Here is a 15,784-nt window from a genome sequence, read left to right on the forward strand (position 1 = left end):
CGGGGCGTACGATTTGCGGTATGGCCACCGAAGGCGGGGCGACGCAGGGCAAGATTTCCGCGGAGCGGAAAGCCGCCGTCGCGCGTGCCCGTTCGGCGCACGAGACCATCCGCGCGGAGCGGTGCGAGGCCCAGGCCGCCGAGGCGCCCACCGAGGCCCTGCGCGCGGCGCATCTGCGCATGGCCGAACTTCACCGGTCGACGGCACACTGCCACCTGACCGCGGCACGCCTCCAGGACGACTACGCGAGCCGGCTCGCCCTGTGGGCCGGACAGCGCGGTACGCCCCGGCCCCGCTTCATGACCGGGGTCGCCGAGGCCTGCGGCACCAGCAGCGCCGCCCTCACCCTGGTCGGAGCGGACAGCCCGGACGAGCTCACCGTGGCCGCCTCGGACGAATCCGCCCGCGCCGCCCAGGAGCTGGAGTTCCTGCTCGGCGAGGGACCGGCCCGGGACGCGACCGTCGAGGTCCGCCCGGTCATGGCGGCCGGCCCGGGGCTGGCCGTCCGCTGGCCCGGTTACGGTCCCGCGGTGACCGAACTCGGCATCGACGAGGTGGCCGCCGTACCGCTCAGTCTCGCGGGCGTCTGCGTCGGGGCCCTCGCCGTGTTCGACCCCGCTCCCGGTTTCGTCGGCACGGACTCCTTCACCGAGATCGCCGAGGCGCTCACCCGCTCGATGATCCTCAGCCCGGACGGCGACGCCGGTCTGTACGGCGCCGCCGAACTGCGCGCCAAGGTGCACCAGGCCGCCGGCATGGTCTCCGTGCAGCTCGAGTGCCCGGTGGCCGACGCGCTGGAACTGATCAAGGCCCGTGCCTTCGCCGAGGGCGTCTCCGCCCGTTCGGTGGCCGAGCGGGTGCTGGACGGGGAGCTGCGGCTCGGCTGAGGTGCCGGACGGGGGGAGTGGGAAGACGTAAAGGCAGCGGAAAGAGCGCGTGTGACCGACAGGGTCGAGGCGAGCGTCCCGGGAGGCGGAGAGAGGTCATGACCAACCCCGTGTCACAGCAACGGCTGGCGAAGGCGTTCGTCGACCTCGCGGCCGGAGGGGAGTCCTCGGAGCCCTCCGACCCCACCGGTCTCCTGGAGGCCCTCGCGACCCACGGCACCGCACTGCTCGGCGACTGCGCCGCGACCGTCGTGTACGTCCCCGACGACCACGCCGCCGCCCAGGTGGCCGCCACCGGCGCCGACCTCGTCCGGCTGGCCCGGGACGCCGCCGCCTGGGGCGAGGGGCCGGGGCAGCAGGCCCGCCGCACCGGCCACCCGGTGCCGGACACCGAACTCGGCGGGGAGCGGGCGCGCCGCGACTGGCCGCGCTACACCCCCCGCGCCCTGGAGCTGGGCTACGGCCGGGTCGCCGCCCTGCCCCTGCGCGTCGGCGCCGACACACTGGGTGCCCTGGTGCTGCTGGGCCGCGGCAGCGCCGCGCTGCGCCCCGAGCTGCTGGAACTGGGCCAGTCCCTCACCGACGTGGCCGGCTGGACCCTGGACCGGGAGCGGCGCCTGTCCGCGACCCGCGCCCTCGCCGACCAGTTGGGCGAGGCGCTGACCAGCCGCGTCATCATCGAGCAGGCCAAGGGCACGCTGGCCGCCCGCCTCTCGGTCACCGTCGACGAGGCCTTCCGCCTGCTGCGTGCCCACGCCCGCTCCCACCGCCGCCGCCTCAGCGAGGTGGCCCGCGAGGTGGTCGAGCACCGCCTGGACCTCCGGTCGCGGCAGCAGTAGCCGACGAAAAACGGGATGCACGCGCAGTGACGGTCTCCCTACGCTGGACAGGCGTTGCGGAGCCGCTCACCACCGCTTGTCCCCGGGCAGGCATCACCCCCCGCTCTCAGGGCTACTCTCTACGCACCGACGGACGGACGCCCTCCCCCAGCGCCCCGTCGGACGTCCAGATCGCTCATCGACCCACGCTCACGGAGGCCCGTGATGGGCACCATGTTGATCGCCGGGACCGTCGTCCTGGTCCTCTTGGGATTCGGAAACCACGTGTGGTGGCTGGCCGCGGCCGGCGTTCTCTTCCTCTACCTGCAGTACGGCCGCGACTCCTCGCCGTCGTCCTCCGGGGGAGGCGGCGCGTCGGGATCGGCCCCCGCCACCTACCAGGCGTACCGCAAGCGCCGTGACCAGCAGGCCAAGTGGGAGCGCCGCTACCGGCGCGAGCACCCCTTCGAGGCGCGCCGGCAGGAGCGCGGCAAGTAGCGCCACAGGGCGGAACTACAGGCCGGGGGCGCCCCATACCGGGAACCAGCGGCTCAGGTCCTGCTCCATCCGCAGGTCACCGGCGAGTGCGGCCTTGACCTGCAGTTCGAGCGCGTTGTCGCGCCGCTGTCCGGCACCGGGCAGCGGCGCGAACGGATAGAACGTGCCGCGCTTGTAGAGGTACACCAGCGCCAGCCGCTTGCCGCCCTCGCCCTCGAACGCGGCGAGGGAGCACAGCAGTTGCGGCCCGAAGCCGTTGACCTCCATCGAACTGTTCACCGCGTGCAGGTCGTTGACGAGCTCCGACAGCTGCTCGGGGGAGCGGCGCGAGACCAGCCAGGAGTAGCCGAACTCGTCCTGGCTCAGCTCCACCGGCGGTCCGTCGCGGTCGGCGTCCGCGTCCAGCAGGGCCTGGACCTCCCGGTGCGTCTGCTCGAAGGCGGCGCCCTCGACCGTGGCGAAGCACACCGCGCCGGTGCCGGTCGGTGTGAAACCGGCCGCGGCCTCGAGGGTCACGGCCGCCGACGGCAGCGCGAAGAGCTGGTCGAGGTCGGGCAGGGCCGGCTTGGTGCGGCCGAGCAGGATGTCCAGGAGCCCCATGCATCACGCCTTTCCGGGGGTGGGTGCCTCACCCAGCTCGGCCGAGATCCGGCCCAGCTGGTCGAGCCGCTGCTCCAGGCTCGGGTGGGTGGAGAAGAACCGCTCGATGCCGGGCTCCTTGCCGGCCGCGGGGGTGAAGTAGAAGGCGTTGAAGGCCTGCGCGGTCCGCAGGTCCTTGGTCGGGATCCGGGCGATGTCGCCGGAGACCTTGGTCAGCGCGGACGCCAGCGCCGAGGGCCGCCCGGTCAGCAGCGCCGCCGCCCGGTCCGCGGCCAGTTCCCGGTACCGGGACAGCGCCCTGATCAGCAGGAAGCTGATCGCGTAGACGGCCGCCGACACACCCAGGACGGCGGCGAAGACGGCCGCGGTGTTCTGGTCCCGGCGCCCGCCGCCGAACAGCTGGGAGTAGAAGGCGAACCGCACGATCAGTCCCGCGATCACGCCCAGGAACGACGCGATGGTGATGACGGCGACGTCCTTGTGCGCGACGTGCGACAGCTCGTGCGCGAGGACGCCCTCCAGCTCGGCGGGCTCCAGCCGGCGCAGCAGTCCGGTCGTCACACAGACCACGGCATGGTCGGCGTTGCGTCCCGTGGCGAACGCGTTGGGCATGTCCATATCGGACACGGCGACGACGGGCTTGGGCATGTCGGCGATCGCGCACAGCCGGTCGATCACCGCGTGCAGTTCGGGATACTCCTCGCGTTCCACGACCCGCCCGCGCATGGCGAACATCGCGATCCGGTCGGAGAACCAGAACTGGGCGACGAACATGGCCGCCATCAGCACCACGACCAGCAGCCAGGACTTCAGCAACACGATCAACGCGGCGACGAAGGCCACGTACAGCAATCCGAGCAGGAACATCGTGACCGTCATCCGCACGGTCAGCCGCCGGTCGCTCCGGAAACGGCTCTGCATTGTGCATCACCCCGCAGTCAGGCACTCGTCCCACTGCCAGTGTGCACCTGGCGCGTCCCATGAAGTGGTCCCGAACGGCCCTAGGGGCTGCAAAAGGTCCCTGTGGGAGGCCCGGCGACCGTCCTAGTAGGGGGCCCGGAAACGCACCCATCCCAGCAGTACGATCACGGCCGCCACGGCCCCGAACACCAGCGCCGTCGACACCCACGAGGACCCGCGCGGGGTCACCGGGTCCGGGTCGGCGCGGAAGGGCTGCGGCTCGGGCGGGTTCTCCCGCCAGCGCGCGGCCAGCATCCGCGCCCGCGCCGAGGGCTCCTTGTGCTCCGCCTGGTCCGCCCAGCGCAGGTCGAACTCCCGCTCGGCATCGTCCTGTTGGGCCATCCCCGTCTCTCCCCCTCGACACCGCCGCCCCCGTCGAACGGCTGTGCTGCACACCATACGACGACGCCCCCGTCCCGGGAAACCGGAACGGGGGCGAGGCCGAGAAGACGGCTCAGGGGCCGATCACACGTCGAAGTAGAGCTCGAACTCGTGCGGGTGCGGACGCAGCTGCAGCGGGGCGATCTCGTTGGCGCGCTTGAAGTCGATCCAGGTCTCGATCAGGTCGGCCGTGAAGACGTCACCGGCGAGCAGGAACTCGTGGTCGCGCTCGAGGGAGTCCAGGACGGCCGGGAGCGAGGTCGGGACCTGCGCGACGTTCGCGTGCTCCTCGGGAGCCAGCTCGTAGAGGTCCTTGTCGATCGGCTCGGCGGGCTCGATCTTGTTCTTGATGCCGTCCAGGCCCGCGAGGAGCAGGGCCGAGAAGGTCAGGTACGGGTTGCCGGAGGAGTCGGGCGCGCGGAACTCGACGCGCTTGGCCTTCGGGTTGGAGCCCGTGATCGGGATACGCATGGCCGCGGAGCGGTTGCGCTGCGAGTACACCAGGTTGATCGGCGCCTCGAAGCCCGGCACCAGACGGTGGTAGGAGTTCACCGTCGGGTTGGTGAAGGCCAGCAGCGACGGGGCGTGCTTGAGGATGCCGCCGATGTAGTAGCGGGCGGTGTCCGACAGGCCCGCGTAACCGGCCTCGTCGTAGAACAGCGGGTCGCCGTTGGCCCACAGCGACTGGTGCACGTGCATGCCCGAGCCGTTGTCGCCGAAGATCGGCTTCGGCATGAAGGTCGCGGTCTTGCCGTTGCGCCAGGCGACGTTCTTCACGATGTACTTGAAGAGCTGGAGGTCGTCGGCCGCGGCGAGCAGCGTGTTGAACTTGTAGTTGATCTCCGCCTGGCCGGCGGTGCCGACCTCGTGGTGCTGGCGCTCGACCTTCAGGCCGGCCTTCTCCAGCTCCAGGGTGATCTCGGCGCGCAGGTCGGCGAAGTGGTCGACCGGCGGGACCGGGAAGTAGCCGCCCTTGTAGCGGACCTTGTAACCACGGTTGTCCTCGAGGGCGCCGGTGTTCCAGGCGCCGGCCTCGGAGTCGATGTGGTAGAAGCTCTCGTTCGCCGAGGTGGCGAAGCGGACGCTGTCGAAGACGTAGAACTCGGCCTCGGGACCGAAGTACGCGGTGTCCGCGACCCCGGTGGAGGCGAGGTAGGCCTCGGCCTTCTTCGCCACGTTGCGCGGGTCGCGGGAGTACTGCTCGCCCGTGATCGGGTCGTGGATGAAGAAGTTGATGTTGAGCGTCTTGTCCCGGCGGAAGGGGTCGACCCGGGCGGTCGACAGGTCCGCGCGCAGCGCCATGTCGGACTCGTGGATCGCCTGGAAACCACGGATCGAGGATCCGTCGAAGGCGAGCTCGTCGTCCGGGTCGAACGCCTCGACGGGCACCGTGAAGTGCTGCATGACGCCCGGCAGGTCGCAGAAGCGGACGTCGACGAACTTGACGTCCTCGTCCGCGATGAACTTCTTGGCCTCGTCGGCGTTCTGGAACATCCAGCTCCTCCTACTCCCGACCGCCTTGCCGGGGTGGTAGTTCGTTCGTGCGGCCAGTGCGGTGGCACACGCTGACCTCGACCCTAGGGACGCGTGATTTCTCGGGCGTGACCCATTTGTTTCGCACAAGTTAACCGGAGCGGGTCCGGTTGACCCCACCTGTCCGTATCCCGAAACGGTGGCAGTACCGTGGACGCGTGGACAAGAGGGAAGCAGTGGGATCGTGGCTCTCGGGCCCCCGGGCGGCCGCCGAGGACGCCGGTGTCGACTTCGGATACCGAGGTGAACAGCTCGGTCTGCCCGAGCGGGGACCGGGCTCGATCGCCCGCCCCGGACGCCGGTTCGGCGCCCTGGCCGTCGACTGGGGGCTGTGCCTCTTGATCGCATACGGTCTCATCACGCACGGCTACCAGCCCGGCGCGACCGGCAACTGGGCCCTGCTGGTCTTCTTCGTCCTCGGCGTCCTCACCGTCGGCACGGTCGGCTTCACCCCCGGCAAGCGCATCTTCGGCCTGCGCGTGGTCGACCTGGCCACGGGGCAGCCCACCTTCCTGCGGAGCGTCCTGCGCACGGCCCTGCTGTGCGTCGCCATCCCGGCCCTCATCTGGGACCGCGACGGCAGGGGCCTGCACGACCGACTGGCCCGCACGGTCGAGGTCCGCATTTAGCACGCGTACGACGATTCGGCATTCGTACGACTCGGCATTCGTACGACGAAGGGGGCGCCCGGAGTGATCCGGGCGCCCCCTTTCCGGTGCGAGGGAGTCAGCGGGCCTTCGGCCCGCCCTTCGGCAGCTTCATGCCCTTCGGCATCGGGCCCTTGGGCAGCGGCATGTTGCTCATCAGGTCGCCCAGGGCGCGCAGCCGGTCGTTGGTGGCGGTCACCTGGGGGCCGGTCAGCACGCGGGGGAGCTTCAGCATGGTGGTGCGCACCTTCTTCAGCTCCACCTGGCCGTCGCCCGTGCCGACGATGATGTCGTGCACCGGCACGTCCGCGACGATGCGGTTCATCTTCTTCTTCTCGGCGGCCAGCAGGGTCTTGACCCGGTTCGGGTTGCCCTCGGCGACCAGGACGATGCCGGCCTTGCCGACGGCCCGGTGCACTACGTCCTGGCTGCGGTTCATCGCCACCGCGGGGGTGGTGGTCCAGCCCCGGCCGATGTTGTCCAGCACGGCCGCGGCGGCGCCCGGCTGGCCCTCCATCTGCCCGAAGGCGGCCCGCTCGGCCCGGCGCCCGAACACGATCGCCGTTCCGAGGAAGGCGAGCAGCAGGCCCAGGATGCCGAGATAGATGGGGTGACCGATCAAGAAGCCGATCGCGAGGAAAACACCGAAGATGCCGATGCCGACAGCCGCGAGTACAAGACCGATCTTCTTGTCGGCCTTGCGGGTCATCTTGTACGTCAGGGCGATCTGCTTCAGTCGCCCGGGGTTAGCGGCATCCGCCGCGTTGTCCTTCCTCGCCATGTCACGAAGTCTACGTGGCCCCACAAGCGCCGACGACGGCAGTGCCGGGAAGGAGCGGGAAGGGAGGGGGGGAGATGGTTCAGGGACGGACGGCGGGGAACTGGTCGAGGACGCGCTGCGCCTCGACGCGGTCCTTGGCGCGGCGGCGGTCCTCCAGGACGGAGGTCCAGGCGTTGCGGCGGGCGGTGCGCTGGCCGCCGCTCATGAGCAACGACTCGACGGCACGGAGTGCATCGGTGAACGACGGGATGGCGGTGGCGCGAACCGGCGCGGCCTGCATGGTCGAGGTCCCCCCTCGGGGTCGGCGGCTGTCGTGAGTGGTGCACGGGCTGTGCAACCAGGGTCACTGATTGGTGTTACCAGGGCGTGACCGACCGGTCAAACACCAATGAAGCCTTGATTCGGGGCACGAAAACATTGACGCGGCCCTGACGACGCCGCCATCAGCGAGGACGTTCAGGACCGCGTTCAATCGGCCACTACTCGGCGGTAGCCACTTGTGCGCAGATTCACACGTTTGGAGTGACACTCCGTGCCATCAGACCGCCTGGGAGGCGACGTAGGTGCCCCCCCGCTGCGGAGCAGCTGATTGACGCAGCTCGACGGCCATCTGGTAGAGCCGGCCGGCGCGGTAGGAGGAGCGGACCAGCGGGCCGGACATCACGCCGGAGAAGCCGATCTGCTCGGCCTCCTCCTTCAGCTCCACGAACTCCTGCGGCTTGACCCAGCGCTCCACGGGGTGGTGCCGGACGCTCGGGCGCAGGTACTGCGTGATGGTGACCAGCTCGCAGCCGGCCTCGTGCAGCTGCCGCAGCGCGTCGCTGACCTCCTCGCGGGTCTCGCCCATGCCGAGGATGAGGTTCGACTTGGTGACCAGGCCGACGTCGCGCGCCTCGGTGATGACCTTCAGCGAGCGCTCGTAGCGGAAGCCGGGGCGGATGCGCTTGAAGATGCGGGGGACCGTCTCGACGTTGTGCGCGAAGACCTCGGGGCGGGAGGAGAAGACCTCGGCCAGCTGCTCGGGGACCGCGTTGAAGTCGGGGGCGAGAAGCTCGACCTTGGTGTGGCCGCCCTCGCGGCCGGCCGTCTGGGCGTGGATCTGGCGGACCGTCTCCGCGTACAGCCAGGCGCCGCCGTCCGCCAGGTCGTCGCGGGCGACGCCGGTGATGGTGGCGTAGTTCAGGTCCATGGTGACCACGGACTCGCCGACGCGGCGCGGCTCGTCACGGTCGAGGGCCTCGGGCTTGCCGGTGTCGATCTGGCAGAAGTCGCAGCGCCGGGTGCACTGGTCGCCGCCGATGAGGAAGGTCGCCTCGCGGTCCTCCCAGCACTCGTAGATGTTGGGGCAGCCGGCTTCCTGGCAGACCGTGTGCAGGCCCTCGCTCTTCACGAGGTTCTGCATCTTGGTGTACTCGGGACCCATTTTCGCCCGCGTCTTGATCCACTCGGGCTTGCGCTCGATGGGGGTCTGGCTGTTGCGGACCTCCAGGCGCAGCATCTTGCGTCCGTCGGGGTTGACTGCGGACACGACCGGCTCCCTAGCGATTGATTCTTCGGCGTGCTCAAGGGTACGCCCGTGGATTTGAAAGCCCAGGGCCGCCTTCAGGCCGCCGGTGTCTTCTCGATCACCCTGGGCCTGAGGTCCGCGTTGCCGAGTACGTCCGTCAAGTGCCGCTCCACGACCGGCAGTACGTCGGCGATGGTCAGCTCGCGGCCCAGCTCGTGCGCGAGGGAGGTGACGCCCGCGTCGCGGATGCCGCAGGGGATGATCTTGTCGAAGTTGGAGGTGTCCGGGTTCACGTTCAGGGCGAAGCCGTGCATGGTGACGCCCTTGGCGACCCGGATGCCCATGGCGCAGATCTTGCGGTCCTCGCGGCGCTGGCCGGCGTTGGAGGGGGCGTACTCGGGGCCGTTGAGGCGGGGGTCGAACTCCTCGTCGGTCAGGCGGGGGTCGAAGTCGAGGGAGAGCCCGCCCAGGGCCGGGCGCTGCTCCACGGGGTCGCCCAGCACCCAGACGCCGGCCCGGCCCTCCACCCGGCTGGTCTCGACGCCGAACTCCGCGCAGACCCGGATCATCGCCTCTTCCAGCCGGCGCAGGTGCGCGACCACGTCCACCGGACGCGGGAGCTTCTGGATGGGGTAGCCGACCAGCTGGCCCGGGCCGTGCCAGGTGATCTTGCCGCCGCGGTCCACGTCGATGACCGGGGTGCCGTCGAGGGGGCGCTCGTTGTCCGCCGTGCGCCGGCCGGCCGTGTAGACCGGCGGGTGCTCCAGGAGCAGCACGGTGTCGGGGATCTCGTCCGCGAAGCGGGCCGCGTGCACCCGGCGCTGCTCGTCCCACGCCACCTGGTAGTCCACGGCCTCGGCACCGAATCCCATACGGACGAACCGCAGCTCACTCACGGCAAGCGCCTCCCTAGAAGGTCGTAAGGCACGAAACGTGCCTACGCCACTGTACGACCGACCGTCACGCGTCAGCCCAGCGGCCAATCCTCACACGATCGGATGAACGAACGGGGAAGGGAGCGACCGCCTGCTCACTCTCCGCTACATTCGCGCCGTTCACAGAGGCCATAAGGGCTGCTCACAGGCAATCCGGGCACTCGGAGGCCACCTCGGCCCCGGGGAAGGCCCGAAAGGCAGGAGACCGCACCGCAGATGACGGAACGACCCGCGCAGCGCACTCCCAACCGACAGCTCGCCGCGCTCATCGCAGAAGCGGGGTTCTCCAACGCGGGGCTCGCCCGGCGCGTGGACCAACTCGGTCTCGAACACGGACTCGACCTGAGATACGACAAGACCTCCGTGACGCGCTGGCTGCGCGGCCAGCAGCCACGCGGCACCACGCCCGCCCTGATCGCCGAGGTGTTCACCCGGCGCCTGGGGCGCAGACTCACCGCCCAGGACCTCGGCCTCGACGCGTGTGCGCCGGTGTACGCCGGGCTGGAGTTCGCCGGCACGCCCGAGGAGGCCGTCGACATCGTCAGCGGGCTGTGGCGCAAGGACTCCGGCTCGCACGCCGAGCTGCGCAAGATCGCGTTCACCCCGGCCGGGCTGGTCGTACCGAGCCGGGACTGGCTGATCGGGCGGCCCGACGACAAGGTGGCCCGCGCCGAACAGCCCGCCCGCCTGCCCCCGCAGGGCCGTCCCGCCGTACCGCGCCAGCGCGGACAGGGCGACCGCGGACCCGGCCAGCGGGTCACCGGCGGCGACATCAACGCGCTCCGCTCGGTCGGCGAGCTCTTCCGCACCCTCGACGACATGTACGGCGGCGGGCACGCCCGGCAGGCCCTCGTGCGGTACCTGGAGCACGAGTGCGAGCCGATGCTGCGCGGCACCTACGGCGAGCAGACCGGCCGCAAGCTGTTCGCGGCGGCGGCCGACCTCACCCGGCTCGCGGGCTGGACCTCGTACGACATCGCCGCGCACGGACTCGCGCAGCGGTACTTCGTACAGGCGCTGCGGCTCGCGCAGGCGGCCGGGGACCGGGCGTACGGCTCCTACGTCCTGGTGACCATGAGCCGGCAGGCCGTCTATCTCGGGCACGGCCGGGAGGCGGTGCAGCTCGCGCGCGTGGCCCAGCAGGGGGCGGGGACGAACGCGCCGCCCGTGGTGCAGGCCCTGCTGCACGCGGCGGAGGCGCGGGGGCACGCCGTGCTCGGCGAGGTCCGCAGCTGCACGGCCTCACTGGTACGGGCCGAGCGCGCGCTGGAGGCGGCGCGCCCGGGGGACGAGGTGCCGTACTGGGCGCGGTTCTTCGACGAGGCGCAGCTGGCCGACGAGTTCGGGCACGCGCACCGGGATCTGCAGCAGTTCCGGGCCGCGGTGCAGCACGCCGAGCGGTCCCTGCAACTGCGCGCGCCGGCGTACGCCCGCAGCCGCCTCTTCTGCCGCGTCGTCCTCGCCTCCGCCCGCCTGGGCCTGGGTGAGCTGGACCAGGCGTGCGCGCTGGGAGCGGAGGCGGCGAGCGCCGCGGCGGACATGCGGTCGGTCCGGGCGACCGAGTACGTGCGGGATTTCGAGCGCCGCCTGGAGCCGTACAAGGACGCGGCACCGGTGCGGGGCTATCGGGACAAGGTGGCGGCACTGGGGTAGTTCTTCAGGCGGCCCTCGCCGATGGGAGGGGGTCCGCCTGCTGCCTCGAGCCCGCCGCTCCCAGGTCGGTCAGGACGGCTGTCGCGGCTCGGTGGGCCGAGTGCAGGGCTCCCTGGACCGTGCTGGTGTCCCGGTGGTCCCCGCAGACGTAGAGGCCGGCCATGAGGCGTACCGGGCGGCGGAGGTCGTGCGGGGGCCGCATGGCCGGGACGGCCTCGGCGGTGTGGTGGACGGCCAGCGTCTCCCAGCGGCGCGTCGACATGCCGTACAGGCGCGCCAGATGCGTGCGCACGGCGGTGTCCAGGTCGGCCGGGGGCGGCCCCAGGACCGTGGAGGAGACCAGCACCCGGCCCCCCGGCGCCCGGCTCGGGTCCACCGCGCTGACCACGGCCGTGTGGGCCACCGGCCCCCCGCGGTCGGCGTCGAGGAGAAGGACCGCCCCCGTCGACGGCGGCTCGTCCGTGGTGTGGTGGACCACCGTCAGCCGGTGGAAGTCCGGCACACGCAGGCCCGGCAGCAGCCCGGCCGCGGCCCGCGCGTCCGTCGCCAGCAGCACGGCCCGGCACCGGATCTCCCCGTGTTCGGCCGTGGCGACGGAGTTGGTGGACACCGACGTCACCCGGACGCCGGTGTGCACGGTGCCCGGCGGCAGCGCTCGCGCCAGCAGCTCCGGCAGCGTCTCGGCGCCGCCCTCCGGCAGACACAGCCGCCCGCCCGCGAAAGCCCTGAGCGCGAGATCGGCGCACCGGCTGGACGTCGTCAGCTCCGGGTCGCACAGCAGCGCGGCGAGCAGCGGCCGCAGAAACCCGTCGATGGTGCGGGCCGGTACACCCCGTGCGGCGAGGGCCCGGGCCGCGGGCAACTCGGGCCGGGACAGCAGCCGTTCGACGGGCATGCCCGCGAGCCGGGCCAGCGCCGCCGTCAGCCGCGCCTGGTCGACGGCGCTGCCCAGCGGGGCCGCGGCGCGCACCCGGGGCACGTCCGGAGCCGTCGGAGCGCCCGCCCGGCCGAGCGACGGCACCCAGGACGGGGAGGTCACCCTCGGCGCACTCGCCAGCGCACGTACGGCGTGCAGTGCGCCCCGTGCGCCCCCCGCGCTCGGCACCGCACCGGCGAGGTGGCGGCGGCCGTCGCTGTGGACGAGGACGCCCGGGGCGAAGGGGCGCAGGACGAGGGCGTCGAGGCCGGGGGTGAGGCGCAGTTCGGGATACGCCGTGGACAGCAGCTGTCCGATGCGGTCGAGCCGGAAGCCGTCGACCTTCTCGGTCGACATCCGGCCCCCGACCCGGTCGGCGGCCTCCAGGACCGTCGTCGTCACTCCTGCGCTGGTCAGCCGATGCGCCGCCGAGAGGCCGGCCACCCCGGCCCCCACGATCACGACGTCCGCCTGGTACGCGGGCTCAAGCACGTGCCCCTCCTCGAGGTTGCGCGGCCGGTGGAGACGTCATGCCCCCAACTGGCTCCGGGGATACCCGAGTTCGGGTCGAGGTTAGGGCTGTGATCGGTCAAGGGCAGTCGCGCATGCACAGGGCACGGGCGCACACCGGTCGCATACGGTCGCCGGTGGTCGTCGTGTCCTCGCCGTGCCCGCCTCACGCCGCCCGGACGGCCCCCTCGATGTCGGGGAACGCGAAGGTGAACCCCGACTCCAGCAGCCTCCTCGGCACCACCCGCGCGCTGCCCAGAACATCCCCGGCCATCTCGCCGAGCACGGTCCGCAGGGCCGGCGCCGGCACGGTGAAGAACGTGGGCCGGTGCAGCACGCGCCCCATCGCCTCGGTGATCTCACGGTTCGTCAGCGGCTCCGGGGCGGTGACGTTGAACGGCCCGGACAGCCCGTCGGTGTCGATGAGATGCCGGATCGCGGCCACCTCGTCGTGCAGCGAGACGTACGACCAGTACTGCCGCCCGTCTCCCATCCGCCCCCCGAGCCCCGCCTTGAAGAGGGGGAACAGACGGGCCCAGGCGCCGCCCTTGCTCGACACCACCAGCCCCGTCCGCACGAACGCCGTCCGCACGCCCGCCTCCCGCGCCGGTGCGGCGGCCGCCTCCCACTCCACGCACAGCTCCGGCAGGAACCCGCTCCCGGCGGGCGCGCTCTCGTCGACCACCCGGTCGCCGGTCTCGCCGTAGTAGCCGATCGCGCTGCCGTTGACGAACACCCGCGGCCGGTCGTCGAGGGAGGCGATCGCCTCGGCCAGCGCGGCGGTGCCGAGCACCCGGCCGGCCCGGATCCGCGCCTTGTAGGCGTCCGTCCAGCGCCGGTTGCCCACACCGGCCCCCGCGAGGTTGACCACGGCGTCGCACCCGGCGAGCCCAGCCGTGTCGACGTACCGCCCCTCGGGGTCCCAGCAAACCTCATCGGCGGCCCGGGCGGCCCGCCGCACCAGCCGCACCACCTGGTGCCCGTCGGCGGTCAGGGACCGCGCCAGCGCACCCCCGATCAACCCGGACGCACCGGCCACCGCGATTCGCGCACGTTCCATGACCCCATTCTGCTGGCCGCGCACGTAAAGCCCCGGTCGGGTCCGCCGTAAGGTGGCCGTCATGCCGGTACCGCACATACGCCACGCCACCCTCGACGACGAGGACACGCTCGGCCGCCTCGACCGGGTCACCTGGTCGCCGCTGCACTCCGTGCAGCCCCGCCCACGGCCGCCGTACGAGCCCTTCTACAACGAGCGGTTCGGGCCCCGGGACCATCTGGTCGCCGAGGTCGACGGCGCGGTCGTCGGCTACGTCCGGCTGGGCTACCCGACCCCGCTGGCCTGCAACTCCCACGTCCGGCAGATCCAGGGGCTCGTCGTCGCCGAGGAGGCGCGCGGGGCCGGGGTCGCGCGGGCGCTGCTGCGGGCGGTGCGGGAGGAGGCCCGCCGGCAGGGGGCGCGCCGGCTCACCCTGCGCGTGCTCGGGCACAACACCCCGGCCCGGGGGCTGTACGAGGCCGAGGGGTTCGTGGTGGAGGGCGTGCTGCCCGGCGAGTTCCTGCTGGAGGGCGAGTACGTGGACGACGTCCTCATGGGATGCGCCCTGTGACGGTCAGGAACTGACCAGGTCGCCCGTGTCCACCGCCGCCGTCGCGCCGGCCGCCCGGGCCGCGTCGGAGGCGACCTCGTCCGCCGTCAGGACGTAGCCGGTCTCGTTGTCGGAGGTCGAGCGGGCGAAGACCACGCCGTAGACGCGGCCGTCGGTGGTCAGCAGCGGGCCGCCGGAGTTGCCCGGGCGCACGGTGGAGCGGATCGAGTAGATCTCCCGGGTGACCATGCGGTCGCTGTAGATGTTCTGCCCGGTGGCGTTGACCCGGTTGGCCACGGTCGCCGCCTGCAGATTGAGGTCGCCGTCCTGCGGATAACCGGCCACCACCGCGGAGTCGCCCCGCTCGGCCCCGTCGTCGAACTTCAGGACCGGTGCGCTCAGCCCCGGCACGTACAGCACGGCCACGTCCTTGTTCGGGTCGAAGAGCACCACCCGAGCGTCGTACGACCGCCCCACCCCGCCGATGCGAACCGTCGGGTCGTCGATGCCGGCCACCACGTGCGCGTTGGTCATCACGTGCTCGGCGGCGTACACGAACCCGCTGCCCTCGCGGCCCTGGTCGCCGGAGACGCCCTCGATCTTGACGGTGCTGAGCTTGGCCGCGCTGGTGGCGCGGGCGGTGACGCTGTCGCCGGTGGGCTTGGCCACCTCGGCCGTGGACTCGTTCTCGAACGGGTTGAACACCTGCGGGAAGCCGGCCTGCGTCAGCGCGGTGGTGGCCCGGGAGAACCAGGTGGGCGTGGTGTCCGGCATGAGGTTCTGCACCGAGCGCAGCAGCGCCGAGTCCCGGATCGCGGTGGTCACCAGCGGCGAGGAGGAGGCACCGAGGACGCTCGCGGCGACCCAGGCCACGATCAGCACGGCGATCGAGTTGGCGGCGGCGCCGCCGATCCCGTCGGCCACCCTGAGCGGCCCCTCGTCCAGCTCCCGCCGCAGTCGCAGCGCCAGCCGCCCCGCGAGCTCGTGTCCCACCACCGCCGGGATCAGCACGGTCAGCACCGCGGTGACGGTCGCCCGGGTCGTCCCCGCCTCGACCAGGTCCATCATCCACGGCAGCACCCACACGCCGATGACGGCCCCGCCCACGAACCCGGCGAACGAGACACAGCCGGCGACCAGTCCGCGCCGGTAGCCGGATGCCGCGTAGGCCAGAACCACCAGCATCAGCAGGATGTCGAGCAGGTCCACAGAGCCGCCTTTCTCTCAGACCTCTATGTACGCGCGGGACCGGCCCGATGATCAGCCGCGCGGGTGTGTGTCTCCCCCCTGCCCCTTCCACCCGGAAAAACGTCGCGGACCAGGACGATGGTTCCACCGGGTGGCACAGCACACATCGCGGGCGCGGAGGATACGGCCGAGAGTGGACGCATGCGTGTCCGAGGATCGCGGGGAACCGGGGGAGCGGGGAGGCCGAGGTGGGCCCGCGCCGCCCGCGTCCTCGTCGCCTGCCTGCCCGGTCTGGCCGCGGTCCTCGGACTCGTGCTGTGCGTGGACGGCGTCCAGCGCGCGACCGACCGCGCGGCCGCCCCGCCGGCCGTCGTGGCCCGC

17 protein-coding genes and 1 pseudogene are annotated in these 15,784 nt (G+C 71.9%); 7 read left to right on the plus strand and 11 right to left on the minus strand.

Features of this window, described 5'->3' with window-relative positions; genetic code table 11:
* Positions 1-20: 20 nt before the first annotated feature.
* The 3 genes from GRC12_RS12470 (at position 21) to GRC12_RS12480 (ending at position 2,203) form a co-directional block, all read left to right on the plus strand.
* Positions 21-887 (plus strand): ANTAR domain-containing protein, encoded by an 867-nt coding sequence (locus GRC12_RS12470; protein WP_208779298.1) that lies wholly within the window; start codon positions 21-23, stop codon positions 885-887.
* A 98-nt stretch (positions 888-985) separates the two neighbouring features.
* On the plus strand, positions 986-1,726 hold the full coding sequence (locus GRC12_RS12475; RefSeq protein ID WP_208779299.1) for a GAF and ANTAR domain-containing protein: 741 nt from the start codon (positions 986-988) through the stop codon (positions 1,724-1,726).
* A 204-nt stretch (positions 1,727-1,930) separates the two neighbouring features.
* On the plus strand, positions 1,931-2,203 hold the full coding sequence (locus GRC12_RS12480) for a hypothetical protein (RefSeq protein ID WP_208779300.1): 273 nt from the start codon (positions 1,931-1,933) through the stop codon (positions 2,201-2,203).
* Between the two features lie 15 nt (positions 2,204-2,218).
* Here GRC12_RS12480 and pspAB read toward each other — a convergent pair whose 3' ends face one another.
* The 4 genes from pspAB to glnA all read right to left on the minus strand — a co-directional run bounded on the left by pspAB (position 2,219) and on the right by glnA (position 5,638).
* On the minus strand, positions 2,219-2,803 hold the full coding sequence (gene pspAB / locus GRC12_RS12485) for a PspA-associated protein PspAB (RefSeq protein ID WP_208779301.1): 585 nt from the start codon (positions 2,801-2,803) through the stop codon (positions 2,219-2,221).
* A gap of 3 nt (positions 2,804-2,806) precedes the next feature.
* Positions 2,807-3,724 (minus strand): zinc metalloprotease HtpX, encoded by a 918-nt coding sequence (gene htpX / locus GRC12_RS12490; protein ID WP_208779302.1) that lies wholly within the window; start codon positions 3,722-3,724, stop codon positions 2,807-2,809.
* Between the two features lie 123 nt (positions 3,725-3,847).
* Complete coding sequence (locus GRC12_RS12495; protein WP_208779303.1) at positions 3,848-4,105, minus strand: SCO2583/SCO2584 N-terminal domain-containing protein; 258 nt, start codon at positions 4,103-4,105, stop codon at positions 3,848-3,850.
* A gap of 123 nt (positions 4,106-4,228) precedes the next feature.
* Complete coding sequence (gene glnA, locus GRC12_RS12500; RefSeq protein WP_208779304.1) at positions 4,229-5,638, minus strand: type I glutamate--ammonia ligase; 1,410 nt, start codon at positions 5,636-5,638, stop codon at positions 4,229-4,231.
* Between the two features lie 197 nt (positions 5,639-5,835).
* Between glnA and GRC12_RS12505 the strand changes: the two genes are divergently transcribed.
* Positions 5,836-6,306 carry an RDD family protein gene (locus GRC12_RS12505; protein ID WP_208779305.1) on the plus strand — a complete coding sequence of 157 codons (471 nt, stop codon included), beginning with the start codon at positions 5,836-5,838 and terminating at the stop codon, positions 6,304-6,306.
* A 97-nt stretch (positions 6,307-6,403) separates the two neighbouring features.
* Here GRC12_RS12505 and GRC12_RS12510 read toward each other — a convergent pair whose 3' ends face one another.
* The 4 genes from GRC12_RS12510 to lipB form a co-directional block, all read right to left on the minus strand.
* Positions 6,404-7,105: a DUF4191 domain-containing protein gene (locus GRC12_RS12510; RefSeq protein WP_133042950.1), complete on the minus strand. Its 702-nt coding sequence runs from the start codon at positions 7,103-7,105 to the stop codon at positions 6,404-6,406.
* Between the two features lie 79 nt (positions 7,106-7,184).
* Complete coding sequence (locus GRC12_RS12515) at positions 7,185-7,385, minus strand: SCO2195 family GlnR-regulated protein (protein ID WP_208779306.1); 201 nt, start codon at positions 7,383-7,385, stop codon at positions 7,185-7,187.
* 258 nt (positions 7,386-7,643) lie between these two features.
* Complete coding sequence (gene lipA / locus GRC12_RS12520; RefSeq protein ID WP_208779307.1) at positions 7,644-8,633, minus strand: lipoyl synthase; 990 nt, start codon at positions 8,631-8,633, stop codon at positions 7,644-7,646.
* Between the two features lie 74 nt (positions 8,634-8,707).
* Complete coding sequence (lipB, locus tag GRC12_RS12525; RefSeq protein ID WP_208779308.1) at positions 8,708-9,508, minus strand: lipoyl(octanoyl) transferase LipB; 801 nt, start codon at positions 9,506-9,508, stop codon at positions 8,708-8,710.
* 255 nt (positions 9,509-9,763) lie between these two features.
* Here lipB and GRC12_RS12530 point away from each other — a divergent pair, with 255 nt between their 5' ends.
* Positions 9,764-11,200: a regulator gene (locus GRC12_RS12530; RefSeq protein ID WP_208779309.1), complete on the plus strand. Its 1,437-nt coding sequence runs from the start codon at positions 9,764-9,766 to the stop codon at positions 11,198-11,200.
* Positions 11,201-11,204: 4 nt separating this feature from the next.
* Here GRC12_RS12530 and GRC12_RS12535 read toward each other — a convergent pair whose 3' ends face one another.
* Both GRC12_RS12535 and GRC12_RS12540 read right to left on the minus strand, forming a co-directional pair.
* Entirely contained in the window at positions 11,205-12,608 is a 1,404-nt protein-coding gene (locus GRC12_RS12535; protein WP_208779310.1) for an NAD(P)/FAD-dependent oxidoreductase, read from the minus strand.
* A gap of 184 nt (positions 12,609-12,792) precedes the next feature.
* Positions 12,793-13,686 (minus strand): TIGR01777 family oxidoreductase, encoded by an 894-nt coding sequence (locus GRC12_RS12540; RefSeq protein WP_208779311.1) that lies wholly within the window; start codon positions 13,684-13,686, stop codon positions 12,793-12,795.
* Positions 13,687-13,747: 61 nt separating this feature from the next.
* Here GRC12_RS12540 and GRC12_RS12545 point away from each other — a divergent pair, with 61 nt between their 5' ends.
* Complete coding sequence (locus GRC12_RS12545) at positions 13,748-14,236, plus strand: GNAT family N-acetyltransferase (protein WP_207929737.1); 489 nt, start codon at positions 13,748-13,750, stop codon at positions 14,234-14,236.
* Positions 14,237-14,239: 3 nt separating this feature from the next.
* Here the strand turns inward: GRC12_RS12545 and GRC12_RS12550 are convergent, their stop codons facing one another.
* A complete protein-coding gene (locus tag GRC12_RS12550; RefSeq protein WP_208779312.1) occupies positions 14,240-15,424 on the minus strand; it encodes a MarP family serine protease in 1,185 nt (394 codons plus the stop codon).
* 180 nt (positions 15,425-15,604) lie between these two features.
* Here GRC12_RS12550 and GRC12_RS12555 point away from each other — a divergent pair.
* Positions 15,605-15,784: pseudogene (locus GRC12_RS12555) on the plus strand (N-acetylmuramoyl-L-alanine amidase); the annotation flags it as partial.

It is taken from the genome of Streptomyces griseorubiginosus (assembly GCF_017614965.1).
Lineage (GTDB): Bacteria > Actinomycetota > Actinomycetes > Streptomycetales > Streptomycetaceae > Streptomyces > Streptomyces griseorubiginosus_B.